21 protein-coding genes and 1 pseudogene are annotated in these 24,227 nt (G+C 69.3%); 8 read left to right on the forward strand and 14 right to left on the reverse strand.

Annotation, left to right across the window (positions count from 1 at the left end; translation table 11 throughout):
* From A9O63_RS17620 to A9O63_RS17630, 3 genes and pseudogenes are all read left to right on the forward strand, one after another.
* Nucleotides 1-443 (forward strand): annotated as a pseudogene (locus A9O63_RS17620) (hypothetical protein); the annotation flags it as partial.
* A gap of 411 nt (nucleotides 444-854) precedes the next feature.
* The gene (locus A9O63_RS17625) at nucleotides 855-2,057 is read left to right on the forward strand and encodes an MFS transporter (protein WP_069333088.1); all 1,203 of its coding nucleotides are present in this window, start codon (nucleotides 855-857) and stop codon (nucleotides 2,055-2,057) included.
* Between the two features lie 124 nt (nucleotides 2,058-2,181).
* Nucleotides 2,182-3,732: a D-aminopeptidase gene (locus tag A9O63_RS17630; protein ID WP_069333089.1), complete on the forward strand. Its 1,551-nt coding sequence runs from the start codon at nucleotides 2,182-2,184 to the stop codon at nucleotides 3,730-3,732.
* A 56-nt stretch (nucleotides 3,733-3,788) separates the two neighbouring features.
* Here A9O63_RS17630 and A9O63_RS17635 read toward each other — a convergent pair whose 3' ends face one another.
* The 11 genes from A9O63_RS17635 to A9O63_RS17685 form a co-directional block, all read right to left on the reverse strand.
* Nucleotides 3,789-5,300 carry an ABC transporter substrate-binding protein gene (locus tag A9O63_RS17635; protein ID WP_069333090.1) on the reverse strand — a complete coding sequence of 504 codons (1,512 nt, stop codon included), beginning with the start codon at nucleotides 5,298-5,300 and terminating at the stop codon, nucleotides 3,789-3,791.
* Nucleotides 5,297-6,970, reverse strand: coding sequence for a dipeptide ABC transporter ATP-binding protein (locus A9O63_RS17640; RefSeq protein ID WP_069333091.1), 1,674 nt, complete (start codon nucleotides 6,968-6,970; stop codon nucleotides 5,297-5,299). Before A9O63_RS17640 ends, A9O63_RS17635 begins: the two co-directional genes overlap by 4 nt.
* Nucleotides 6,967-7,794: an ABC transporter permease gene (locus A9O63_RS17645; protein WP_069333092.1), complete on the reverse strand. Its 828-nt coding sequence runs from the start codon at nucleotides 7,792-7,794 to the stop codon at nucleotides 6,967-6,969. The genes A9O63_RS17640 and A9O63_RS17645 overlap by 4 nt, the downstream gene beginning before the upstream one ends.
* Entirely contained in the window at nucleotides 7,791-8,729 is a 939-nt protein-coding gene (locus A9O63_RS17650) for an ABC transporter permease (RefSeq protein ID WP_069333093.1), read from the reverse strand. Before A9O63_RS17650 ends, A9O63_RS17645 begins: the two co-directional genes overlap by 4 nt.
* A 266-nt stretch (nucleotides 8,730-8,995) precedes the next feature.
* Nucleotides 8,996-10,774, reverse strand: a complete 1,779-nt coding sequence (locus A9O63_RS17655) for an ABC transporter ATP-binding protein (protein WP_069333094.1) — start codon at nucleotides 10,772-10,774, stop codon at nucleotides 8,996-8,998.
* Nucleotides 10,771-11,730, reverse strand: a complete 960-nt coding sequence (locus A9O63_RS17660; protein WP_009561449.1) for an acetamidase/formamidase family protein — start codon at nucleotides 11,728-11,730, stop codon at nucleotides 10,771-10,773. Before A9O63_RS17660 ends, A9O63_RS17655 begins: the two co-directional genes overlap by 4 nt.
* A gap of 5 nt (nucleotides 11,731-11,735) precedes the next feature.
* Nucleotides 11,736-13,358, reverse strand: a complete 1,623-nt coding sequence (locus A9O63_RS17665) for an ABC transporter substrate-binding protein (RefSeq protein WP_069333095.1) — start codon at nucleotides 13,356-13,358, stop codon at nucleotides 11,736-11,738.
* 21 nt (nucleotides 13,359-13,379) lie between these two features.
* Nucleotides 13,380-14,300, reverse strand: a complete 921-nt coding sequence (locus A9O63_RS17670) for an ABC transporter permease (protein WP_069333096.1) — start codon at nucleotides 14,298-14,300, stop codon at nucleotides 13,380-13,382.
* Nucleotides 14,300-15,187, reverse strand: coding sequence for an ABC transporter permease (locus tag A9O63_RS17675; RefSeq protein WP_069333097.1), 888 nt, complete (start codon nucleotides 15,185-15,187; stop codon nucleotides 14,300-14,302). Before A9O63_RS17675 ends, A9O63_RS17670 begins: the two co-directional genes overlap by 1 nt.
* Nucleotides 15,165-15,764, reverse strand: coding sequence for an ANTAR domain-containing response regulator (locus A9O63_RS17680; RefSeq protein WP_069333098.1), 600 nt, complete (start codon nucleotides 15,762-15,764; stop codon nucleotides 15,165-15,167). Before A9O63_RS17680 ends, A9O63_RS17675 begins: the two co-directional genes overlap by 23 nt.
* Nucleotides 15,761-16,822 (reverse strand): transporter substrate-binding protein, encoded by a 1,062-nt coding sequence (locus tag A9O63_RS17685; protein WP_069333099.1) that lies wholly within the window; start codon nucleotides 16,820-16,822, stop codon nucleotides 15,761-15,763. The genes A9O63_RS17680 and A9O63_RS17685 overlap by 4 nt, the downstream gene beginning before the upstream one ends.
* 340 nt (nucleotides 16,823-17,162) lie before the next feature.
* On the opposite strand from A9O63_RS17685, the gene A9O63_RS17690 reads away from it, so the two are divergent.
* Nucleotides 17,163-18,548: an aspartate aminotransferase family protein gene (locus A9O63_RS17690; protein WP_084296033.1), complete on the forward strand. Its 1,386-nt coding sequence runs from the start codon at nucleotides 17,163-17,165 to the stop codon at nucleotides 18,546-18,548.
* A gap of 3 nt (nucleotides 18,549-18,551) precedes the next feature.
* Nucleotides 18,552-18,983, forward strand: a complete 432-nt coding sequence (locus A9O63_RS17695; RefSeq protein ID WP_069333100.1) for an acyl-CoA thioesterase — start codon at nucleotides 18,552-18,554, stop codon at nucleotides 18,981-18,983.
* 182 nt (nucleotides 18,984-19,165) lie between these two features.
* Here A9O63_RS17695 and A9O63_RS17700 read toward each other — a convergent pair whose 3' ends face one another.
* From A9O63_RS17700 to A9O63_RS17710, 3 genes are all read right to left on the reverse strand, one after another.
* Entirely contained in the window at nucleotides 19,166-19,696 is a 531-nt protein-coding gene (locus tag A9O63_RS17700; RefSeq protein WP_069333106.1) for a cupredoxin domain-containing protein, read from the reverse strand.
* A gap of 98 nt (nucleotides 19,697-19,794) precedes the next feature.
* Nucleotides 19,795-20,226 (reverse strand): c-type cytochrome, encoded by a 432-nt coding sequence (locus A9O63_RS17705; RefSeq protein WP_069333101.1) that lies wholly within the window; start codon nucleotides 20,224-20,226, stop codon nucleotides 19,795-19,797.
* A gap of 158 nt (nucleotides 20,227-20,384) precedes the next feature.
* Nucleotides 20,385-20,753 (reverse strand): hypothetical protein, encoded by a 369-nt coding sequence (locus A9O63_RS17710; RefSeq protein ID WP_205631854.1) that lies wholly within the window; start codon nucleotides 20,751-20,753, stop codon nucleotides 20,385-20,387.
* Between the two features lie 646 nt (nucleotides 20,754-21,399).
* On the opposite strand from A9O63_RS17710, the gene A9O63_RS17715 reads away from it, so the two are divergent.
* From A9O63_RS17715 to A9O63_RS17725, 3 genes are all read left to right on the forward strand, one after another.
* On the forward strand, nucleotides 21,400-22,395 hold the full coding sequence (locus A9O63_RS17715) for a class 1 fructose-bisphosphatase (protein WP_069333103.1): 996 nt from the start codon (nucleotides 21,400-21,402) through the stop codon (nucleotides 22,393-22,395).
* Nucleotides 22,396-22,398: 3 nt separating this feature from the next.
* Nucleotides 22,399-23,277, forward strand: coding sequence for a phosphoribulokinase (locus A9O63_RS17720; RefSeq protein ID WP_069333104.1), 879 nt, complete (start codon nucleotides 22,399-22,401; stop codon nucleotides 23,275-23,277).
* Between the two features lie 80 nt (nucleotides 23,278-23,357).
* A partial coding sequence (locus A9O63_RS17725) for a 1-deoxy-D-xylulose-5-phosphate synthase N-terminal domain-containing protein (RefSeq protein ID WP_141703114.1) occupies nucleotides 23,358-24,227 on the forward strand: 870 nt, incomplete at its 3' end.

Here is a 24,227-nt window from a genome sequence, read left to right on the forward strand (position 1 = left end):
CGTCCGGCTCCGCGACGACCGGCAGCTCCGACATGGCCGGCGGGTCTTCCACGACGGGCTCCGGCTCGGGCAGCGGGACCGACATGGCGGGCTCCGGTGCGACCGGCTCGGGCACGACCGGCACGAGCGCGACCGGGCCCGGGACGGCCGGATCGGACGGTGCCTCGGGCATGGCCGAGGGCGAAGGCATCTCGAAGGATGGCTCGCTCGCGCCGCTGGAAGGCGCTGACGGCAGCGGGAGCAACAGCTCGACCACGGCCATGTCGGGCGCCGATGCCGCGGCCCAGCAGAACGGCGAGCCGACGGCGGCCCAATCCGCCGAGACCGGGTCCGGGGAGGGTGCGAACCCCCGCGCCGGCGCCATTCAGGAAGCCCGCACCGCTCTCGCCAGAGGCGACGAGGCGGCTTGCCTCGCGGCCGTCGAGAAGGCCCGCGGCCTCTGAGCCAGAGGCAGGGGGTCGGGCGGCGGCACCCCGCCGCCCGACCTCCGCCGGCCGGGCGGCTTCGGGCGAACGGTCGCGGATCCGACCGTTGGGCGCGGCGGCCATGGGCCTCTCGATGCTGCGGCCGACAGCAGCACGAGCTTCGGCAGCGCCCTGACGACCGCGCGATCTTCGCGCCAAAGGGAGAAGCCGGTGTTTCCGGAGAGGCGCCCGGTCGGCCAAGGCGGGCCAATCGGGAAGGGCCGGTGTTTCCGGCCAGCCGCTCGGTCGGTCGGGAAGGGCCGGCGACTCCGGCGAGGCGCCCGAAAAAAACCTTCAGGGACCCGTTGGCCCGAAGCCCGTTCCCGGCAATGATGCGCCGGAGCGGGGGGATGGCATGAAGGGACAGGATCTGACGGGAACGGGCGCGGCATGAGCGGCAACCGCTGGAGCTTCCTTGCGGTCACCTGCGCGGCGCTGGTCCTGTCGCTTTCGACCTGGTTCTCGGCAACCGCCGTCATGCCCGAACTGATCCTGCGCTGGGGGCTCGGCGCCTCCGAGGCGGCGTGGCTCACCAACGGGGTGCAGGCGGGCTTCGTCGCCGGGGCGCTGATCTCGAGCGCCCTGGCCTTGCCCGACCGCATTCATCCGAACCGACTGATGGGAGCGGCGGCGACGGTGGCGGGGCTCGCCACGCTGCTTCTTCTGCTGGAGCCCGGCCCGGCCGCGGCGATTGCGGCACGCATTCTCACCGGCGCGGCCCTGGCCTGCGTCTATCCGCCCGCGATCAGGCTGATGGCCACCTGGTTCCGGCAGGGCCGCGGGCTGGCTCTGGGCTGCCTCATCGGGGCGCTCACACTGGGCTCCGCCCTGCCGCATCTGGTGCGGGGCCTGGGCGAGGCGCTCGACTGGCGCCTCGTGATCGGCGCGGCCGGGCTCTTCAGCCTGCTGGCCGCGCCCCTCTTCGGGTTGGCGCTGCGCGAAGGGCCGCATCCGTTCGGCCGGGCGGCCGCCATCGATCTGCGCCAGACCTTCGGCGTCCTGCGCAACCGCCCCGTGATGGCGGCGAACCTCGGCTATTTCGGTCACATGTGGGAGCTCTATGCCGTCTGGGGCTGGTTTCTCGCCTGGGCCCGCGCGGCTTCGGAGGCGGGGCTGGGGCTCGGCAACCTCTCGCTCCTGACCTTCGCCGTGGTCGCCGCGGGCGCGCCCGGCTGCGTGGTGGGCGGGATCCTGTCGGACCGCATCGGGCGCTGCCGCACGACGGCGCTCGCCATGGCGATCTCGGGCAGCTGTGCCCTGGCCGTGGGCCTCGCCTGGAGCGGGCCCGTCTGGCTGCTCGTGGGGCTGGCGCTCCTCTGGGGGCTTGCGATCGTGGCAGACAGCGCGCAATTCTCGGCCGCGGTCACGGAGCTTTCCCCGCCCCATCTCGTGGGCTCGGCGCTGGCCTTCCAGATGGGCGTGGGCTTCGCGCTGACCATCGTCACGATCTGGGCCGTGCCGCTTCTGGCAGAGGCGATCGGCTGGCGCTGGGTCTTTCTCATGCTCGTGCCGGGGCCGTTCCTCGGCGCCTGGGCGATGCTCGCGCTGCGCCGGATGCCCGAGGCCGAGCGCATGGCCCACGGCCGGCGCTGACGGCGGGACGACGGGCCCGCCGGTTCGTCTTGCGCCGCCCTGCGAGGCCCGCATGGCATCCGGCCATTGCAGCGGGGGCGCGGCTGGGCCACTCTCAGGCCGAGAAACGACCAGCAGGACCAAGATGACTATCGATCTCGACGCGCTCGACCGCGCCCTCGATGCGCTGCCGAACCTCTTCCGCGGGCCCGGCGGCGTGGCCGGGGTGGTCAAGGACGGGCAGGTGGTGGCCAGCCGCGCCTGGGGCTATGCGGACCTCACCCGCCGCCGCCCGATGGAGACAGGCACGCGCCTGCCGATCTGCTCGATCTCGAAGCAGTTCACCTGCGGCGTGCTGCTCGACATGCTGGGCGATACCGCCGCCCACGATGCGCGGGTGGCCGAGTTCCTGCCGCAGTTCCAAGGGCCGCTGCCGACGCTGCGCCAGCTCTGCGACAACCAGTCGGGCCTGCGCGACTACTGGGCTCTGACCGTGCTGCAGGGGGCCGAGGCCACCCAGACCTTCCGGCGCGAGGATGCGCTGCCGCTGATCGCGCGGATGAAGACCGGGCATTTCCCGCCGGGCACCGCCTATTCCTACTGCAACTGCAACTTCCGCATCGTCTCCGAGATCCTCGAGAGCGAGACGGGCCGCGCGCTGCCCGATCTCTATGCCGAGCGGATCTTCGGGCCGGCCGGAATGCGGACGGCCGAGCTCACCTCGGACACGCGCCACCCGGCGGATGAGGTGGTGGGCTACGAGGGCACCGATGCGGTGGGCTTCTTCCCGGCCGACAACGGGATCTTCTGGATCGGCGACGCGGGGATTTCGGCCTCGCTTCAGGACATGCTGGCCTACGAGAGCTGGATCGACGCCACACGGGAGGATGCGGGCTCGATCTCCCGCCGCATCTCGGTGCCGCCCGCCTATGCCTGCGGCACGCCCGCCAGCTACGGCTTCGGCCTCTCGCACGAGACGGTGGCGGGGGTGAAGGTCACGGGCCACGGCGGCGCGCTGCGGGGCTTCCGGGCGCAGAGGTTCCATGCCGCCTCCGCCCGGCTCTCGGTCGTGGTGATCTTCAACCACGAGGCCAGCGCCCATGCGGCGGCAAGCTCGCTTCTGGCGGCGGCCTTGGGTCACGAGGCGCCGAAGGGCGCGCGCCCGGAGGGCTGGGCCGGGCAATGGCTCGATCCCGAGAGCGGGCTTCTGCTGCGCGTCGAGGAGGATGCCGCGGGGCTGACGCTGCGCTTCGCGACCGGCGCGGACCGGCTGACCTTGGGCGAGGATGGCGTGCCGCGGGGCGCGGGCGTCAGCCTTGCGCGCGAGGGCGCGGCTCTCGTCATGAACCGGCCGTCCGACAATCTGACCGTGCGGGCCGAGCCCTTGCCCGCGGTCACCGTGGGGGATGCGGGCGAGATCGCCGGGCGCTATCACGCCCGCGAGCTCGAGGCCGATCTCGTGATCGAGGCGCGCGACGGCGGCGTCTATGTGGGCTTCGAGGGGCTTCTGGGCGCAGGGCCGATGGAGCGGCTGCATCCGGTCGGGCCGGATGTCTGGATCGTCACGACGCGGCGGTCGATGGATGCGCCCGCGCCGGGCGACTGGACCCTGCAGGTCCGGCGCGAGGGCGGTGCGGTGGCGGGCCTCAGCCTCGGCTGCTGGCTCGCCCGGCGCATCGATTACGCCCGGGTCTGAGCCCGAAAAGGGGCCGGCGCACCGCGCCGGCCCCCTCGTCCGCCAGAGGCGGAGCCTCAGTTCTTCACCGTATCCTCGAGGAAGAAGCGGCCCAGCGGGTTCTGGTTGAAGTTCTCGATATTGGCGCGCGTCACGTTGATGAAGGGGCTGTAATAGAGGTCGATCCAGTGGGTATCGGCCTTAGACAGTTCCTGGATCTCGGTATACATCGCCTCGCGCTTGGCCGGGTCCATCTCGAGCCGGGCATCGGCCACGAGCTGCTTCACCGTCTCGTTCTCGTAGCGCGTCATGTAGTTCATGTTGACGTCGTGACCCAGAACGAAGGTCGTCTTCTGGTCGGGGTCGAGGATGTCGTTCGTCCAGTACATGACCGACAGGTCGTATTCGCCATTCACCAGCATGTCCCAGGTCATGCTCGGGTCCATCTTCTGCAGATTGACCGTGATCCCGGCCTGGCCCAGCTGCTGCTGGAGAAGGACCGCGATCTGCTCGTCGACCTCGTTGCCCGCGTTCACCACATAATCGAGGCTCACGTCGGACACGCCCGCCTCGGCCAGAAGCGCCTTGGCCTTCTCGGGGTCGTGGGGCCGCAGCAGGTTGTTGTCGTTATGATAGAGCGCGCCTGCAGGGATGTAGGAATTGGCGACCTGCGCCTGCCCGAAGGTCACCGTATCGACGATCGCCTGCTTGTCGATGGCCAGATCGATCGCCTCGCGCACCTTGGGATCGTTCAGCGGTTCGTGCTCGTGGTTCAGAAGCAGATGATCCTCGCGCGTCGAGGGCTCGACCATGACCTTGAGGTTGGCATCCTTCTTCAGCTCGTCCACGCGCGAGAAGGGCACGAAGATCGCGGCATCGAGTTCGCCCGCCTGCACGCTCAGCATCCGGCTGTTGTCGTCCGGGATCGAGATCCATTCGACCCCGTCGAGGCTCACCCGATCGGCTTCCCAGAATTCCGGGTTCTTCTTCAGGATCACCCGGTCGCCGCGGCGCCATTCTTCCACGGTGAAGGCGCCCGAGGCCACGGGCTTCTCGGCATGGGCTTCCTCGCCCATGGCTTCGACGCCCGCCTTCGACAGGATCGAGACGGCGGGCATCGCCATGGTGGACAGGAAGGGCGCCGAGGGGGTCTTCAGCTTGACGACGAGGGTCTTCGCATCGGTCGCCTCGGCGGTATCGATCACCGCATAGCTGTCCGACCAGAGCGACAGTTCGCTGTCGCGGATGCGCAGCAGCGTGAAGGCCGCGTCCTCGGCGGTGATGGGCGAGCCGTCCGAGAATTTCGCGTCGCGCAGATGGAAGGTGTAGGTGAGCCCGTCCTCCGAGATCTCCCAGCGTTCGGCCAGACCGGGCTCGAGCTTGGTGCCGGTCTTGTCCACGCGCACGAGCACGTCATAGACGTTCGAGAAGACCCAGAAATCCACGTTCTGCGCCGTGGCGATCGGGTCGAAGGTGGTGCCGTCCTCGCGCCGGCCGATGGTCAGCACGCCCGCGGCTTCGGCGATGCTGCCGAGGCCGAGGCTCACGCTCAGCGCGATGAGGCCGACGCGGGCCCATTTTCCTGTCATGTGAGCAGTCCTTCCTGTTGGGTCTGGCTTCTGGGGTCGGGCATCGCGGCCGCCAGCGGCTGGTCGGGGTCGATGCTCGGGATGGCCGCGATCAGCGCCGCGGGATAGGGATGGGAAGGGCGGGCGAAGACCTCGGCGGAGGGCCCGTCCTCGACCACGCGCCCGTGCTGCATGACCACGACCCGCTCGCAGAGCGAGCGGACGATGGCCAGATCGTGCGCGATGAAGAGCAGCGTGAGCCCCTGCGCCGCCACGAGCGTGCGGAAGAGCTCCACGATCTGCGCCTGGATCGTGACATCGAGGGCCGCCACGCATTCGTCGGCCACGATCAGCGTCGGATCGACGGCGAGCGCCCGCGCGATGCCCGCGCGCTGGCACTGGCCGCCGCTCAGGCTGCGGGGCCTGCGGCCGGCGAAGCCGCGATCGAGCCCCACCATGTCGAGAAGCTCGTTCACCCGCGCGGGGATGGCTGCGCGCGGCACCTTGCCCTGCACGCGCAGCACCTCGGCCAGCGTCTCGCCCACGGTGAGGCGCGGGTTCAGCGCGTTGAACGGATCCTGAAACACCATCGCCGCCTCGCGCCGCAGCCGGGCCAGCGTGCGGGCGCGCTCGAGCGTCAGCACCGAGCCGTCGAAGGCCACATGGCCCGAGGTGACGGGCTGAAGCCCCAGCAGCGTGCGGGCGAGCGTGCTCTTGCCCGAGCCGCTCTCGCCCACGATCCCCACCGTCTCGCCGCGCCCGATGCGGAGGCTCACCCCGTCCACCGCCTTGAAGCGCCGCCGCGCCCAGGGCGAGCCTCCGGCGGGAAAGCTCACCTCGAGATCGTCGATCTCGATCAGCGGGCGGCTGTGCGGCTGATAGGGGTCGCCCACCGCCTCCTCGTGCGGCAGCGACGGATGCGAGGCGATCAGCGCTTGCGTATAGGGATGCTGCGGGGCCGCGAGCAGGCGGCGCTTCTCGCCCTCCTCGACGATGCGCCCGTCGCGCATGACGGCGATCCGGTCGCAGGTCTGGGCCACGACGCCGAGATCGTGGGTGATGAGGATGATCGAGAGGCCCCGGCTCTCGCGCAGTTCGGCCAGCTGGCGCAGGATCTGCGCCTGGATCGTCACGTCGAGCGCGGTGGTGGGCTCGTCCGCGATCAGGATGTCGGGATCGCAGGCGAGCGCCACCGCGATCATCGCCCGCTGGCGCATCCCGCCCGAGAATTCGTGCGCATACATCCGCGCCTGCCGCGGCGGGTCCGTGAAGCCCACCTGCCGCAGGATCGTCACCGCCTCCTCGCGCGCGGCGGCGCGGGGCAGGCCGCGGTGACGGCAGAGCCCCTCGGCGATCTGGTCGCCGATCCGCATCACCGGATCGAGGTGGCTGGTCGGGTTCTGGAAGATCATCCCGATCCGCCGCCCGCGGATGTCCAGCATCTCGCGTTCGGGCAGGCGGGTGATGTCGCGCCCCGCAAGGCTCACATGCCCCTTCGTGACCGAGAGCTTGCGCGAGGGCAGAAGCCCCATCACCGCGCGGCAGAGCAGGCTCTTTCCCGAGCCGCTCTCGCCCACAAGGCCCAGGATCTCGCCCTTCTTCAGCTCGAGCGAGACCCGGTCGATCAGAAGCCGCTCCTCGGCGCCGTCGCGGAAGCGGATCTCGAGGTCGCGGATGGCAAGCAGGCTCATTCCTTCACCCCCAGAAGATCGCCGAGCGCATCGCCCAGCAGGCTGAAGCCGAAGGCCAGCGTGACGATGGCAAGCCCCGGGAACAGGGTGATCCACCAGGCGGTGGTGATGAAGGCCTGACCCTCGGCCACCATGACCCCCCATTCCGCGAGCGGGGGCTGTACCCCGAGCCCGAGATAGCTGATCGCCGCCCCGTTCAGCAGCACGAGCACCGCGTCGGACATGACGAAGACGAGCGAGCCCGCCAGCGCATTGGGCAGGAGATGGCGGAACATGATCCGGGTGCGCGAGAAGCCGAGGCTCTGGGCCGCCACCGCGAAATCCTGCGTCTTGAGCACGAGGATCTGCGCCCGGATCAGCCGCGCGTAGGAGACCCAGCCCACCAGCGCCATGGCGATGTAGAAGCTGGTGAGCCCAGGGCCCAGGATCGCGATGATCGAGAGCATCAGGACGAGGAAGGGAAAGGCCAGGATCACGTCGATGAGGCGCATGAAGAGCGCGTCGATCCAGCCGCCGAAGAAGCCCGCGAGCGTGCCCACGGCCGTGCCGATCAGGAAGGGAAAGAGCACCCCCAGCACCGCGATCTGCAGATCGATCCGGGCGCCCCAGATCACCCGGGACAGCACGTCGCGGCCGAAATTGTCGGTGCCGAACGGATGGGCGAGGCTCGGCGGGTGCAGGCGGATCGAGCCGTCCTGCGCGATCGGATCGAAGGGCGCGATCCAGGGCGCGAGCAGCGCCGCGAGGAGGAAGGCCAGAAGGAGCGCGCTGCCGATGGCCAGCATCGGGCGGCGGCGGACGGGCAGGCCGAGCGCGGCGATCACAGCTTCACCCGCGGGTCGAGGGCGACGGTCACGATGTCGGCCAGGAAGTTCACCAGCACCGTGGCGACCGCGAAGGTCATGGCCACGCCCTGCACCACCATATAGTCGCGCGAGAAGATCCCCCGCACCAGAAGCTGCCCCATGCCGGGCAGCGCGAAGACGCTCTCGACCCCCACGGTGCCGCCGATCAGCCAGCCGATGTTGACGGCGAGAAGGTTCACCGTGGGCACGAGCGCGTTGGGCACCACATGGCGCCAGAAGACCGCATTTTCCGACAGGCCGCGGGCGCGGGCGGCGGTGGCCACGTCGGAATGGATCCCCGCGATCATGCCCGCGCGCAGGCTGCGCGTCAGCACCGCCGAGAGCGACAGCGCCACCGTGAGCCCCGGCAGGATCAGGTGCGAGATCTTCTCGCCCAGCGTCTCGCCATAGCCCGAGACCGGCAGCCAGCCCAGCGTGACGCTGAAGAGCAGGATCAGCACGAGGCCGAGCCAGAAGGGCGGAAAGCCGATCCCCAGCGTCGAGACGACCCGCACCGCCTGATCGGCCGCCCGGCCCTGCCGCCGGGCCGAGATGGCGGCGAAGGGAACGGCGATGGCGAGCGAGAGCAGGACGCCCATGGTCACGAGCGCGAGCGTCGGCTCGATCCGCGTGGCGATCAGCGGCAGCACGTCGATCTTGTAGAGGGTCGAGCGGCCCATCTCGCCCGAGGCGAGGTTCTTCAGAAAGTAGAGATACTGCGCCCACATCGGCTCATCGAGGCCGTATTGCGCGCGGATGCGGGCAAGGGCCGTGGGCGTGGCGCGGGTGCCGAGCAGGATGCGCGCGGGATCTCCGGGGATCAGCCGCACCAGCACGAAGGTGATGACCGAGATGCCGAAGAGCACCGGAAGGAACTGGAGCGGACGGAAGAGCACGAAGCGGTAGCGGTGCATGGCGCTCCCTCAGCGGGTCCGGGCGGCGCAGAGGCCGGGACGAGGGCAAGTCATGAGGCTCCTTGACGAAATAGCCCTCCGCCCGGCGCGGGCCGCTGGGGCTGCGCCGATCCGAAGGGCTCGAATGCCGATATGTGGGGCCCACGTTCGGCTCCCGGCGACCGTAAGGTCAAGCACAAAGACGCACGTCTCCTGTAGCGGATGATTGCGCACAAGGTTTGCGCGACAGATGGCATATCTGCAAGAATTTTGAGCGCGGCTCCGCTTCACCCCGCGACAAGATGGCCCGCGCCCACGTCGGCAAGCCGCACCCGCTCGGGCCCCGCGCCCACGGGATGGACCGGGCTCGGGATCTCGCCCGCAAGCCGGGGCGCGGGCGGGCGCTGATGCAGCGGATCGGGCACCGGCACCGCCTCGATCAGCCGCCGGGTGTAGGGATGCTGCGGGTTGCCGAAGACCTGATCGCGGGTGCCCATCTCGACGATCTGGCCGAGATACATCACCGCCACCCGGTCCGAGACATTCTCGACCACCGCCATGTCATGACTGATGAACAGGAGCGCGATGCCGAACTCGCGCTTCAGCGCGGCGAGCAGGTCGAGCACGCGCGCCTGCACCGAGACGTCGAGGGCCGAGACGGATTCGTCGGCGATGATGAGCTCGGGGCGCAGCGCGAGCGCGCGGGCGATGCAGATCCGCTGCCGCTGGCCGCCCGAGAACTCGTGCGGATAGCGCTCCATCTGCGCGGGGCTGAGGCCCACGCGGGTGAGCAGGTCGCCCACGCGGGCGCGCCGCTCCTCGGGCGTGCCGATGCCGTGGATCACCAGCGGCTCGGCGATCAGATCCCCGATGCGCATCCGGGGATCGAGCGCCGCCATCGGATCCTGAAAGACGATCTGCACCCGCCGGCGCAACGCCTTGCGTCCTGCGGCGTCGAGTGTTCCGAGGGTCTGGCCGCCGATCTCGATCCGGCCCTCGTGCGGGACGAGGCCGACCATGGCCTTGGCGATGGTGGATTTCCCGCACCCCGACTCGCCTACGAGCGCGAAGGTCTCGCCGCGGCGTATGTCGAAGCTCACATGCTCGACGGCATGGACGCGTGCCTGTGTGCGCCCCAGCAGCCCGCCCTTCAGGTCGAAGCGCACCTGCAGGTCCGAAAGCCGCGCGATGGGCTCGGCCTCCACGGGCGGGCGGCCCCGGCCCGCGCCCATGCGCGGCACGGCGGCCAGCAGCGCGCGGGTGTAATCGGCACGCGGCTCGGTGAAGATCTGCGTCGCCCGGCCTTCCTCGACCATGCGCCCGTCGCGCATCACGATCACCCGGTCGGCCATCTCGGCCACCACGCCCATGTCGTGCGTGATGAGGATGATCGCCGTTCCCAGCTCGCGCTGAAGGTCGCGCAGAAGGTCCAGCACCTCGCGCTGCACCGTCACGTCGAGCGCGGTGGTGGGTTCGTCGGCGATGAGCACCTCGGGGCGGAGCGCCAGCGCCATGGCGATCATCACCCGCTGGCGCATGCCCCCGGACAGTTCGTGCGGATACTGGTCGAGCCGCCGCTCGGGCTGCGAGAGGCGCACCGAGCGCAAGGCCTCGAGCGCGCGGGCGCGGGCCTCGGCCTTCGAGACCGTCTCATGGGCGCGGATGGCCTCGGCCAGCTGCGTCCCGATGGTCAGCACCGGGTTCAGCGAGGTCATCGGCTCCTGAAAGATCATCGCCACCCGGTCGCCGCGGATGGCCCGCATCCGCCCCTCGGGCAGGTCGGTGAGTTCGGTCCGGCCGAGCTTGATGCGCCCGCCGGTGATCCGCACCGCGGGCGGGGGCAGGAGGCCCATGATCGCGAGCGAGGTGATCGACTTGCCCGAGCCGCTCTCGCCCGCGATGGCGAGCGTCTCGCCGCGGGCGAGCGTGAAGGAGAGGCCCGAGACGAGCGGGCGCAGGCCCGCTTCGGTGCGGACCGAAACCTCGAGCCCCTCCACGGTGAGCGCGGGCAGGGCGTCTGCGTCCGGGGCGGAGGCCGCCCCGGAAAGGGGTGCGGCGCCGCTCATTCGAAGACGGCGCGCGGGAAGTAGAAGCTCACGACCCAGTTCGGCATGTCCACGATCTCGGAGATCCGCAGGTCGCCGCAGGTCGAGACCAGCATGTAGGCCTCGACTGGCGCCATGCCCCGCGTGGCGCAGAGATGGTCGATCATCGCCGAGACCGCATCGCGCGCCCCGCTCATCAGGTCGGGGCCGATGCCGGTCGTGACCTCGTAGCCCTTGGCGTCGAGATGGCGCGTGACGGGCCCGGGCGTGGTGAAGCGCGGGGTCTTGAGGTTCGCGCCCTTCACCAGATCGAGTGTCAGAACGACATCCATCGGGCTTTCGATGGCCGTGCCGCAGACTTCGCCGTCGCCCTGCGCCGCATGGGTGTCGCCCACGCTGAACAGCGCCCCCGCCACCTCGACCGGCAGATAGAGGGTCGTTCCCGCCGCAAGGTCGCGGATGTCGAGGTTGCCGCCCACGCGCCGGGGCGGCACCACCGAATGCAGCCCCGGCTCGGCCAGCGCATTGCCGATGGTGCCCGCGAAGGGCTTGAGGGGCACGCGCCCCTCCTTGCCCCAGAGTGCGGGCGCGAGGCTCTGGGCATCGTATTTCCAGATATGGAGCGCCGCTTCGGTGAACTGGTCGGCCAGCAGCCCGAAGCCCGGGATGTTGGCCGTCCAGCCCCAGCCCGTGCCCTCGCGCACCTGCGGGGTGAAGCTCTCGATCGTGACCTTCAGCGCGTCGCCCGGCTCGGCCCCCTCGACATGGATCGGGCCCGAGACCGGATTGATCCGGCCGAAATCGAGCGCCACCACGTCGGCCAGCACGGACGAGGGTCCGAGCTGGCCTGCCGAGGAATCCTGGCAGTGGAAGAGGATGGTCGAGCCGGGCTCCACACGCTCGGCCGGGGGGAGCGAATTGTCCCAGCCGAAGTGATGCTGCGCGCCGTGGATCGTGTAGTTGCAGGCCTTGCACATGGGTCTTACTCGGTCACAAAGACATAGTCGTAGTTCACGGGGATCGAGACGGGATCGACATAGAGGCTGTCGTCGCCGCCCATGCGCGCGGATTTCATCGTGTAGCGCTGCTCGTTGAAGACGGGCACCCAAGGGGCCTTCTCCATCACGCCCGTATAGACGTCGGACCAGAGCTTCAGCCGCTCCTCGGCGCGGGCCGGATCGGCCAGGCTGTCGGCCTCGGTGGCCTTGGCGTCGAGCGCCTCGTCGCAGAATTTCGACCAGTTCCAGCCGCCGTCAGCCGCGCCCGCGCAGCCGAGGATCGGGCCGTAGAAGTTGGACGGATCGGGGAAATCCGCGATCCAGGCCATGCCGCCCGACCAGATCATCGGCGCCGAGCCATTGCCGCCGGCCTCGATCACATTGGCCTGCGCGAGGCTCTGGATCGAAGCCTTGATGCCGATCTGCGACAGATCCTGCTGGATCGCCTGCGCGATGCGCGGGTTCGGGTCGGTGTTCATCACATAGAGCTCGGTCTCGAACCCGTCGGCGAAGCCCGCCTCGGAGAGCAGCGCCTTGGCCTTCTCGACATCGTGCGGATAGCCCTCGTAGCCCTCGGTGTAGCCCGGCATCGAGGGCGGCAGCGGCTGCGTCGCGGGAATGGCGCGGCCGTTGATGATCTGGGTGATCCGCTGCTTGTTGATCGCCATGTTGACGGCCTGACGGACCTGCAGATTGTCGAAGGGCGGCTGGGTCACGTTCATCGTGATGTAGCCGGTATGGAGCTGGCCGCCCTCGACCACGCGCTCGGCCTGCGCCGGATCGGCCATGACTTCGGTGAATTTCGCGGGCGGAATGCCGTCGCCGGGCACGTCCACCTCGCCGTTCTGCAGCCGCAGAAGCGCCACGATCGGCTCCTGTCCGACCTCGAAGACGATGCTGTCGAGATAGGGCACGCCCGCGCGCCAGTAGTCTGCGTTCTTCTCGAAGACGAGCCGCTGGCCCAAGGTCCATTCGCCGAGCTTGAAGGCCCCGGTGCCGACCGGCTGCTTGCCGAAGTCCGCGCCCGCAGCCTCGACGGCTTCCTTCGGCACGACCGAGGCGAAGTTCAGCGCCATGACATGGAGGAAGGTGGCGTCGGGACGCGAGAGCTCGATCCTGACGGTCGAGGGATCGACGACCGTCACGCCCTCGAGCGTGGTGGCCGAGCCGTCGGCCATCGCATCGAAGCCCTTGATCGAGCCGAAGAAGCCCGCGCCCGGCGACTGGGTCGCGGGCAGGGTCACGCGGTCGAGCGAATATTTCAAGTCCTCGGCCACCATCTCGCGGCCGTTGTGGAATTTCACGCCCGGGCGCAGCTTGAACGTATAGGTGAGCCCGTCCTCCGAGATCTCGTAGCTCTCGGCGAGGCCGGGGCGCAGCTGGGTCGTGCCGGGAACGTAATCCATCAGCCCGTCGAAGATCGACTTGATCATCGACCAGTTCTGCCAGTCGTAGCCGATGGCCGGATCGAGCGTCGCCACATCGTCCTTGTAGGTGATGGTGATCGTGCCGCCGGGCTTGGCGTTCGGATCGGGCGTGTAGTCCTGGGCTGCGGCGGGCAGGGCGAGCGCCAGCATCACGGCGGTGGAGGCGAGCAGTCTTTTCATGGGTCTCTCCTGTCGGTCTTGTTATTTCAGCTTGATGCGGGGGTCGATGAAGGGCGTCACGAGATCGGCCAGCAGGTTGCCCAGCACGATGGCGCAGGCCGAGACCATGGTGACGCCCATGATGATCGGGATGTCGATGCGCTGGATGGCCTGCCAGGCGAGCTGGCCGATGCCGGGCCAGCCGAACACGCTTTCCACCACGACGATGCCGCCCATGAAGATGCCGATGTCGATGCCGATCATGGCCACGATGGGCAGGATCGCGTTCGGCAGCGCATGGCGCAGGATCACGCGGCCGCGCGTGAGGCCCTTGGCGCGGGCGGTGCGGATGTAGTCCTGACGCAGCACGTCGATCATGCTCGAGCGCATCATCCGGCTGTACCAGCCCGAGCCGAGGATCCCGAGCGTGACGGCGGGCAGCACGAGATGCGAGAGCGTGCCGTAGCCGCCGATGGGGAACCAGCCGAGCTTGACCGCGAAGACATAGAGGAGGAGGAGGCTCACCACGAACTGCGGCGCCGAGACCGCCACGAAGGAGACGATCATCAGCCCCTGATCGAGCGCCCGTCCGCGCCGGAGGGCCGCGACGATGCCCATGGTCAGGCCCAGCACCAGCTCGCACAGGATCGCCCCGCCCATCAGCTGCAGCGTGGCCGGCAGGCGCGCCGCGATCAGTGTCGCCACATCGGTCTTCTGCAGGTAGCTGCGCCCGAAATCTCCCTGCAGGAGCCCCCAGAGATAGCGGCCGTATTGCACGAGGAAGGGCTGGTCGAGACCCAGCTGCCGGCGGATGTTCTCGACCACCTGCGGCGTGGCCGAGCGGCCCGCGATCTGGCGCACCGGATCGGCCGGCAGCACATAGAGCAGGATGAAGGTGACGAGCGAGACGCCGAGCAGGATCAGGGCCGACTGGAACAGGCGGCGAAGGAGATAGGCGGGCATCAGTCCCTCCCGCGCTGGGTCGGGTCGAGCACGTCGCGCAGCGCGTCTCCGACGAGGTTGAAGGCGAGCGCCAGCAACAGGATCGCCGCACCCGGAATGAAGACGAGCCAGGGCGCCGACTGGAAGTAGGTCTGGTTCTCGAAGATGATGTTGCCCCAGCTGGGCGTCGGCGGCTGCACCCCCACGCCGAGATAGGAGAGCGTGGCCTCGAGCAGCACCGTCGTCGAGATGCCGAGCGTGCCCCAGACGATGATCGTGGGCAGAAGATGGGGCAGGATGTGGCGGAAGAGGATCCGTCCCGTGCCCGCGCCCAGCGTCCGTTCGGCCGCGATGAATTCGCGCTCGGACAGCGCCGAGGTCTCGGTGAAGATCACCCGCGCGGTCTGCACCCAGTTCACGAAGGCGATCACCATGGCCACGATCCAGAGCGAGGGCTGGAAGATCGCGGCGAGGCAGATGGCCAGCAGAAGCGCCGGAAAGGCCATCATCAGGTCGGTGAAGCGCATGAGCACCGCCCCGATCCAGCCGCGGAAATAGCCCGCCGTCAGGCCCACGAGGGTGCCGATCACGAGGGCAAGCCCGTTCGCCGCCACCCCGATGATGAGCGAGGTGCGCGCCCCCCAGAGGATTCGCGAAAGGAGGTCGCGGCCCAGAAGGTCGGTCCCGAGGAGGAAGACGCCTCCGGGCGGCAGCGGCGCCCCCTCGATGGTCAGGCCGTCGAAATGCTGCTCGCTCGGGTCGAAGGGCGCGACGAGGGGCGCGAGAACGGCGCCGCCCACCACGAGCAGGATCAGGAACAGGCCGAAGAGCGCCAGCGGCCGCTCGGCCAGCCGGCGCAGCGCGCCCTTGGCTCGGATGGGGCGCTCAGCCGCGGTCGCGTCGGTCATCCGGTCCTCCCTGGCTCGCGACGATGCGGTGCGCGGCCTCCTCGATACTCACCCGCCAGGCCATCGCCATCTGGCGGAGCTGGCCGTAGGCGGCGCTTTCGTCCTTGGCCCGTTGGGCCAGCAGCGTCACCGCCTGCACGACGGTCTGGCGCTGGTCGAGCCGCCGCCTCAGGTCCGCGATCTCGGCCGAGAGCGCGCGGTGCGCGTCGAAGGCCGTCCGCGCGATCAGCAGTGCCGAATAGGCGCCGCTGTCGCCGATGGGTTTCAGAAGCTGGGCATGGGCGCCCGCCTGAAGGCTCCATTCGATGCGCCCCGGCGCCTCGGATCCGATCAGCGCGATCATGGGCATCGGGCTCTCGCCCGGTTTCCACGGAAACTGAGCATCGTGCCCCATGTCCGCGTCGAAGAAGATGAAATCGGCCGAGATCGCCTGCGGCTCGAGGTCGGGCCAGCAGTCTCCCACCTCGAGGCCGATGGCGTGAAGCTGGCGCGTCAGCGCCTGAACGACCGGGTGCGGCCGGTGCAGGATCACCGCCCGCGCGCCGCCGAGATTCTGGTGCCGGACGCCGCGCTTCATGACACGATCCGAAGCGTGGCGGGGCGCGCGGGCGCGGGATGGGTCAGGTAGGGGTCGCCGGGCCGCGCGGGCAGGCGCTCGCGCACGGTGAACCGGCCGCCCGAGACCTGCGAGATCAGGACCGGCAGCGACGTGTGATGCGTCTGCGGATCGACGATCCCCGGAGGGGCCTCTGCGAGCAGCTGCGAGAGCGGAAGCCGCTCGGCGCCCGGACGGCCGGAGAGCAGTCGTGCAAGCTCCATCACCGCCGCATGGGCCGCCGCCTCGTGCGACGAGCCGAACCGGCCCTCGCCGCGGAAATAGGGGCCGGCCGCGATCAGCCCCTCGGCCGCATCCCCCAGCGCCGGCAGCTCGCATTCGGTGAGGTTGCAGGACATCACCGGGCAGCGGTCCGGGCGGAAGCGGGCGTCCTCGCGCCCGAGCGCATGATAGGCCTTCAGGAAAGCATAGGAGGAGGGGCCGATCAGCGAGTTCAGGATGAAGTCCGGCTCGGTCGCGCGGATCTCCTCGATCATGCGGTCGATCTCGAGCGATCCGATCGGCAGGTAGCGTTCGCCCAGAACCTTGCCGCCGGCGGCCCCGATCCGCTCGCGGGCCAGCCGGTTCATCTCCCAGCCCCAGATGTAGTTCGAGCCCGTCAGATAGGCGCGGCGGCCGAAGGCCGGGAAGGCCCAGTCGAGCAGCGGCAGCAGGTGCTGGTTCGGGCAGGCATGGGTATAGACCACATGGTCCGAGGCTTCGAAACCCTCGTAGGGCACCGCATACCAGAGCGTCCCGCGGGCCTTCTCCAGCGTCGGGATCACCTCCTTGCGGCTCCAGGAGGTGACGCAACCCACGACGTGATGCAGCCCCTCATGGGCCAGAAGCTCTTCGCACAGAGGGGCATAGAGGTCGATGTTGCCACCGGGATCGCGCTCGACCGGCACCAGTTCCAGATCGAAGGCGCCCGCATTCACCTCGGCCACGGCGGCCAGCGCCCCGGTGCGGCAGGCGTCCGAGATCAGCGCGTAGCTGCCCGAGCGGGAGTAGAGAAGTCCGAGGTCGATGCGTCGCTTCATGGGTTCCAGAACGCAAAAGCCCCGCTCCAGCGGGGGACCAACTGGATACGGGGCGCGAATGCCGGTCCGGGACGAGCCCGGTATGTGGTCCCCATCCTTGACCCGAAGTCAGGGCGGGCGTCAAGGATTCCCACATGGGCGATACAGCCTTTCGCGGGCGGTATGGCGCAATTTACGTCAACACGTCAGGGGCTCTGCGCATCTTTTGTGCGCCGCAGGAAGATCCGGCAGTCGAACCTGTCGGGGCCGGCGGATCCGCCGGGGCCAAAGCCTCGGGGACAGAGATCGACAAACGGCCCGGAAACGGCTAGATGCAAAGATGCAACCCTCTCATGGCCTTATGATGAACAGCCTCTCGAACTCGCTCGCCGCCGCAGATATCGCCCATTCCCTGCATCCCTATACCAACGCCCGTGCGCACGAGCGGAACGGGCCGCTCATCATCACGCGCGGTCAGGGCGTGCACGTCTATGACAGCGAGGGGCGGGAATATATTGAGGGTCTGGCAGGCCTCTGGTCGGTGGCTGTGGGCTTCTCCGAGCCGCGTCTGGCCGATGCTGCCGCCCGGCAGATGGCCGAACTGCCCTATTACCACACATTCGCGGGCAAGGCGCACGAGCCGCAGATCCGGCTGGCCGAGAAGCTGGTCGAGATGACGCCCGAGGCGCTGACGCGGGTGTTCTTCACCAACTCGGGCTCCGAGGCCAACGACACGGTGGTCAAGCTCGTCTGGTTCATGAACAACGCCCTCGGCCGGCCGGAGAAGAAGAAGTTCCTGTCGCGGATCAAGGGCTACCACGGCATCACCATCGCCTCGGGATCGCTCACGGGCCTGCCGGTCAACCACAAGGGATTCGATCTGCCCGCGATCCCGGTCGTGCATCTGGGCTGCCCGCACCACTGGCGCTTCGGCGCCGAGGGCGAGAGCGAGGCCGAGTTCTGCGCGCGCCTCCTCCGCGAGGCCGAGGAGACGATCCTCGCCGAAGGGCCCGAGACCATCGCCGCCTTCATCGGCGAGCCCGTCATGGGGGCGGGCGGCGTGATCGTGCCGCCGGACGGCTACTGGTCGGGGATCGAGGCGCTCTGCCGGAAATACGACATCCTCCTCGTCTCGGACGAGGTCATCAACGGCTTCGGCCGGACGGGCGCGCGCTGGGGATGCGAGAAGTTCGGCTTCACCCCCGACATCCTCGTGACCTCGAAGCAGCTCACCTCCTCCTACATGCCGCTCGCCGCCGTCCTGATGACCGACAGGGTCTATCAGGCGATCGCCGACCATACGGAGACGCTGGGCACGCTCGGCCACGGCTTCACCGGCTCGGGCCATCCGGTCGCGACCGCGGTGGGGCTCGAGAACCTGACCATCATCGAGGAGCGCGACCTGATGGGCAATGCGGCCCGGCTCGAGCGCCCCTTCCAGGACGGGCTGCGCGCGTTCCGGGACAATCCGCTCGTGGGAGAGGTGCGGGGCATCGGCCTCATCGCCGCGATCGAGATGGTGGTCGACCGGGCCACGAAGCGCGGCTTCGAGCCGCCGGGCAAGGTGGGCGCGCGCGCCGCGGCCTTCGCGGCCGAGGAAGGTCTCCTCTGCCGGGCGCTCGGGGACACGCTGGCGCTCTGCCCGCCGCTGATCGTGACCGAGGCCGACGTGGGCCGCATCCTCGAGCGGATGGGCCGCGCCCTCGACCGGACGGCGGACTGGGCGCGGGCCGAAGGGCTGATCTGAGACATGGCGGCCCGTCCCGCACCGGGAGGCCGGGCCGACTACCGGATCTTCCGCGAGCACAGCACACGCTGGATGGACAATGACGCCTACGGGCATCTGAACAATGTCGTCCATTACGCCTTGTTCGATGCGACGGTGAACGGCTGGCTGATCGAGGCGGGGCTGCTCGGCCCGGAGCGGGCTCCCATCGGCCTCGTGGCGGAAACCGGCTGCCGCTACCATTCCGAGATGGCCTATCCCGACCGGATCGCGGCGGGGCTCAGGGTCGCGCATCTGGGCACCTCTTCCGTGCGCTACGAGCTCGGGCTCTTCCGGAACGCGGCCGATCTGGCATCGGCCGAAGGGTTCTTCGTCCATGTCTATGTGGATCGAGCGACCCGCAGGCCCGCGCCGCTCCCGGCGGATCTGCGGGCGGCGCTCGAAGGGCTGCGCTAGACCGACCTCATGCGCTTTCATTCTGGTAAAAATATCCCCGCCGGAGGCTCCGACAGGGGACCCGGGGCGCCGCGGTCAGAGCCGGAGGCGCCGCGCCAGACGCGGGGACGGTCCGACGCGGCGCGCAGCGTCCCCGATCCTGCCGATGCACAGGCTCCCCCGCCCCGGGGGGAGCCTTCCCGTCACCGAACCGTGAGCGGCCCGTGCATCCCCCCCTCGTAATGGCCGGGGATGAGGCAGGCGAACGCGTAGCTGCCCGGATCGCCGAAGGTCCAGAGGATCTCGCCGCTCTCGCCCGATGCCAGCCGCAGCGCGTTGGCCTCCTGATGCATCATGTCGGGCCTGTCGGCCATCATGGCCTTGTGCTCCTCGATCCCGTCGGGCGTGTCCATGACGAACTCATGCTCTTGCTCGCCCTCGTTGCGGATCACGAGGCGCACCGTCTCTCCGCGGGCGAAGGACAGGCTCCCCGGCTCGAAGATCATGCGGCCATCGTCGGTCTCGCGCATCGTGACCGTCACGGTCCGCGCCTCCGCCGCAGCCGAGGCCGGCGCGCCGAGCGGCATCGCCTCTCCCGCATGGTCCATGTGGCCCATGGCGGGCAGGCCACCCTCGGGCGAACCCGTCGCCCCATGGGCGTGCCCATGCGAGCCGTCGGCCTGCGCGGTGCCGGCTCCGAGGGCGGCCAGCAGGGTCATCGTCAGAAGTTTCATCTCGTTCATCCCATGTCAGCATCGGCGCGCCGCAGCGGCCGGTTGAGGATCGGGCCGGAGCCGCCCTGCGGCTCCGGGCTTCGTCGATCGGGCCCGGGTCAGGTGCCCGAGACCTGCCGCTGGTAGTCGGCGGCGCGCTCGGGCCAGGTGCTCTTGATATAGTCCAGCACGGCCCGGATCTCCGCCTCGGTCAAGAGGCCGGCGAAGCCGGGCATGTCGCTCTCGTAGCCATTGCCGACGAGGGCCGCCGTGCCCTGCCGGATGATGGCCAGCAGCTGCGCGTCGGGATGGTGCCAGGTGTGCCCCGACGCATCGTGAGGCGGGGCCGGATAGCGCCCGTTCGGCAGGGGCTCGCGCCAGTCGGGCTGCCCCTCGAGCTGGGCGCCGTGGCAGGAGGCGCAGTTCGCCGCATAGACCTGCCGGCCGAGCGCGATCCTGTCGGCGTCGGGTCCGGTCGGGGCCGCGCCCGGCAGAAGCAGCCAGAGCGTCGGGATGGCTGCAAGCGGGACGGCGAGGAGAAGGCGTCTCATCCGCGCCTCCCCAAGTTCTGGGGCACTCTGCGCCGTGTAGAGGCAGGGCAAAGGGCGGCGCGGCGGCCGCGATGGAACAGGGTGGGCATCGGTTCATTCCCGTGGGTCCGCCAGCGAGGGCGGATGTCTTCAGGCAGGCAGGCGCGGGGCCCGCCGGTTCAGACGAGGGACGAACCTCGGGGAGGCCTGTGGTCGGGCGGGGGGCGCCGCCCGGCAAGACGCTCGCTCCAGCCGGTGTGGCGCAGGCTGTCGCGGCGGTGCGCGAGAAGCTGGAGGGCCGCGGGCAGGACCACCGGCATGGTGGCGCAGGCGGCGGCGCAATCCTTCAGGCTCTTGCCGGCCCTCTCCGCGCAGGGGCCTGACGGCCGCTCCATCTGCGCGACATGATGGGACTGCTCCGTCTGCGCCACATGGTGGCTCGTGTCCGCAGGCACCGCCGAGGGGGCCGCGCGCAGGCTCGGCCCCGCCACGAAGGCAAGGGCGAGCAGGGCCGCAAGGCAGATCTCGAGGAGTCGGATGCGGATCATGCAGAGAGGATACATCGCGTCTTCGGCGGCAAACAGAGGTCTCACGAAAGCGTCAGGCCCTGAGGGCGGGCCCAAGTCGCTCCCCCGGCATGGCGTGCCGGGCCTGCCCTGAGCAGGGACGGCAGAGGCGCCGCGCGCGGGCCGCAGGGGATCGGTCCGCCCGGAACCCGCTCACGGACATGATCTTTCCTGCGAGGCCGCCCCCGGACCTCCTTCGGCACGACCCGGTGTCGGGAGAGTCGGTCTCCCGCCAGGCGGATCTTGCTGTTGTGGGCTCCCGGAGCTGGCCCTCCGCGCCGTGCCCCCTGCGGCAAAGCGTCTTCCCCCGCGGGCCTTCTCCAAATGAACCGGGAGGCATGCGACCGCGCCTGCTCCGGGCCCCGGATGGATCCGGCCCGGAGCCGCGACCACGGAAAAATTCTTAACCGATTGGCAAGACGCAAGAATGTTGTGCCGCCGTCCGCGGCGACGGAGGTGTGCGGCAGGTCCGATCCGGTGCCGCCGCCCCGCTGTTCCCCGCACGGTCTCCGGACACGCCCCCATGAGCCCCGATATTTAGATTTTTCAGAAGGCGCGTTGGCAATTTTGAAATATTCATGAACCGGATCCTGACGCAACGTCCGCCGCGACAGAGGCAGGAGGAGCCATGGCCATCGAGCTGGAGGATCTGGGGCTGAGCCCCGATGTGGCGGACGTGATGCAGCGTCTGGCGCGCGTGGGGGCGGGCATCGCCCGCATCATCTCGCGCAACGGGCTCGAGCGCGACCTGGGCGCGGGGGTCGGCACCAATGCCGGAGGAGACGGGCAGAAGGCGCTCGACGTGATCGCGGACGATGCCTTCCGCGCGGCGCTCGAAGGCTCGGCCGTGGCCCACTACGCCTCGGAGGAGCAGGACGAGGTGGTGACGCTGGGCGAGGGCAGGCTCGCGCTCGCCATCGACCCGCTGGACGGCTCGTCCAACATCGATGTGAACGTGTCGATCGGGACGATCTTCTCGATCTTCCCGGCGGCGGCCAGCCCCGAGGCGAGCTTCCTGCGCCCGGGCACCGAGCAGATCGCCGGCGGCTACATCATCTACGGGCCGCAATGCGCGCTGGTCTGCAGCTTCGGGCAGGGCGTGCAGCACTGGGTGCTCGACCTCGACGCGGGGATCTTCCGACGGATGCCCGACATCCGCCCGCTGCCGGCCAAGACGTCCGAATTCGCGATCAACGCCTCGAACTACCGCCACTGGCCGCAGCCGATCCGCGCCTTCGTCGACGATCTCGTGGCCGGAGCCGAGGGGCCGCGCGGCAAGAACTTCAACATGCGCTGGATCGCCTCGCTGGTGGCCGAGACGCACCGCATCCTGATGCGGGGCGGGGTGTTCCTCTATCCCGGCGACGAGCGCAAGGGCTATGAACGGGGCCGGCTGCGCCATGTCTACGAATGCGCGCCCATCGCCTTCCTGATCGCGGCGGCCGGGGGGCGTGCCACCGACGGCTGCGCTGACATCCTGACCGCGCTGCCCGACCGGCTGCACGCCCGCACCCCCTTCGTCTTCGGCTGCGCAAACAAGGTTGCCCGCGTCGCCGCCTATCACGATCTGGCCTGCGAGGAGACATCCGCTCTCTTCGGCAGCCGGGGCCTGTTCCGGAGTTAAAGAGTGTCGAAGAAATATCCCATCATTTCCGTGGTCGGCTCGTCCGGCGCGGGCACCTCGACGGTCAAGAACACCTTCGAGCAGATCTTCCGCCGCGAGGGGGTCAAGTCCGTCTCGATCGAGGGCGACGCCTTCCACCGCTACAACCGGGCCGACATGAAGGCCGAACTCGAGCGGCGCTATGCGGCGGGCGATGCGACCTTCTCGCATTTCTCCTACGAGGCGAACGAGCTAAAGGAGCTGGAGCGCGTCTTCCGCGAATATGGCGAGACGGGGCGCGGCCGCACCCGCACCTATGTCCATGACGATATCGAAGCCGCCCGGACGGGCGTGGCGCCCGGCAATTTCACTCAATGGGCGCCGTTCGAGGACAACAGCGACCTGCTCTTCTACGAGGGGCTGCACGGCTGCGTGGTCAATGACGAGGTGAACCTCGTCCGCCATGCCGATCTGAAGCTCGGGGTGGTGCCGGTCATCAACCTCGAATGGATCCAGAAGATCCACCGCGACAGGGCGCAGCGCGGCTACACGACCGAAGCCGTCACCGACGTGATCCTGCGCCGGATGTATGCCTACGTCCATTGCATCGTGCCGCAATTCTCCGAGACGGACATCAACTTCCAGCGCGTGCCGGTGGTGGACACCTCGAACCCGTTCATCGCGCGCTGGATCCCCACGCCGGACGAGAGCCTGATCGTGATCCGGTTCAAGAACCCGCGCGGGATCGATTTCCCCTATCTCACCTCGATGATCGCGGGCTCGTGGATGAGCCGGGCGAATTCCATCGTGGTGCCGGGCAACAAGCAGGATCTTGCGATGCAGCTGATCCTGACGCCGCTCATCGAGCGGATGGTGCGCGAGGCGCGCCGCGCGCGGGCCTGAGGCGCGACAGACATACGGAGGGGGGGCCGCGGATCGAGCCGCGGCCCGGCAACCGGGACGCACAGCGAAGGATGAGAGCCATGAAGGACATTGGAGCCGCGCAGGAAACGCGGATGGCGAACGCCATCCGGGCCCTCGCGATGGATGCGGTGGAGAAGGCCAGATCGGGCCATCCTGGGATGCCGATGGGGATGGCGGACGTGGCCACCGTCCTCTTCAACCGCTTCCTCACGGTCGATCCGTCGGCGCCGAAATGGCCCGACCGCGACCGGTTCGTGCTCTCGGCGGGGCACGGCTCGATGCTGCTCTATGCGATCCATCATCTGCTGGGCTATGCCGACATGGACATGGACCAGATCCGGTCCTTCCGGCAGCTCGGCGCGCGGACGGCGGGCCACCCGGAATACGGCCATGCCGAGGGGATCGAGGTCACGACCGGGCCGCTCGGTCAGGGGATCGCGACCGCGGTGGGCATGGCGCTGGCCGAGCGCATGAAGAACGCGCGATACGGCGATGATCTGGTGGACCATTTCACCTATGTCATCGCGGGCGACGGCTGCCTGATGGAGGGCATCTCGCATGAGGCCATCGACATGGCGGGCCATCTGGGCCTCGGCCGGCTGATCGTTCTCTGGGACGACAACCGCATCACCATCGACGGCGACACGGGCATCTCGACCTCGACCGACCAGAAGGCGCGGTTCGCGGCCTCGGGCTGGCATGTGCTGGCCTGCGACGGCCATGCGCCCGAGGAGATCGCCGCCGCCATCGAGGCCGCGCGGCGCGACCCCCGGCCCTCGATGATCGCCTGCCGCACGGTGATCGGCTATGGCGCGCCGAACAAGCAGGGCGGCCACGATGTCCATGGCGCGCCGCTGGGGGCGGCCGAGATCGCGGCCGCGCGCGAGCGCCTGGGCTGGGATCATCCGCCCTTCGAGATCCCCGCCGAT

Origin of the sequence: Cereibacter johrii, assembly GCF_001720585.1 — a bacterium.
Classification (GTDB): domain Bacteria; phylum Pseudomonadota; class Alphaproteobacteria; order Rhodobacterales; family Rhodobacteraceae; genus Cereibacter_A; species Cereibacter_A johrii.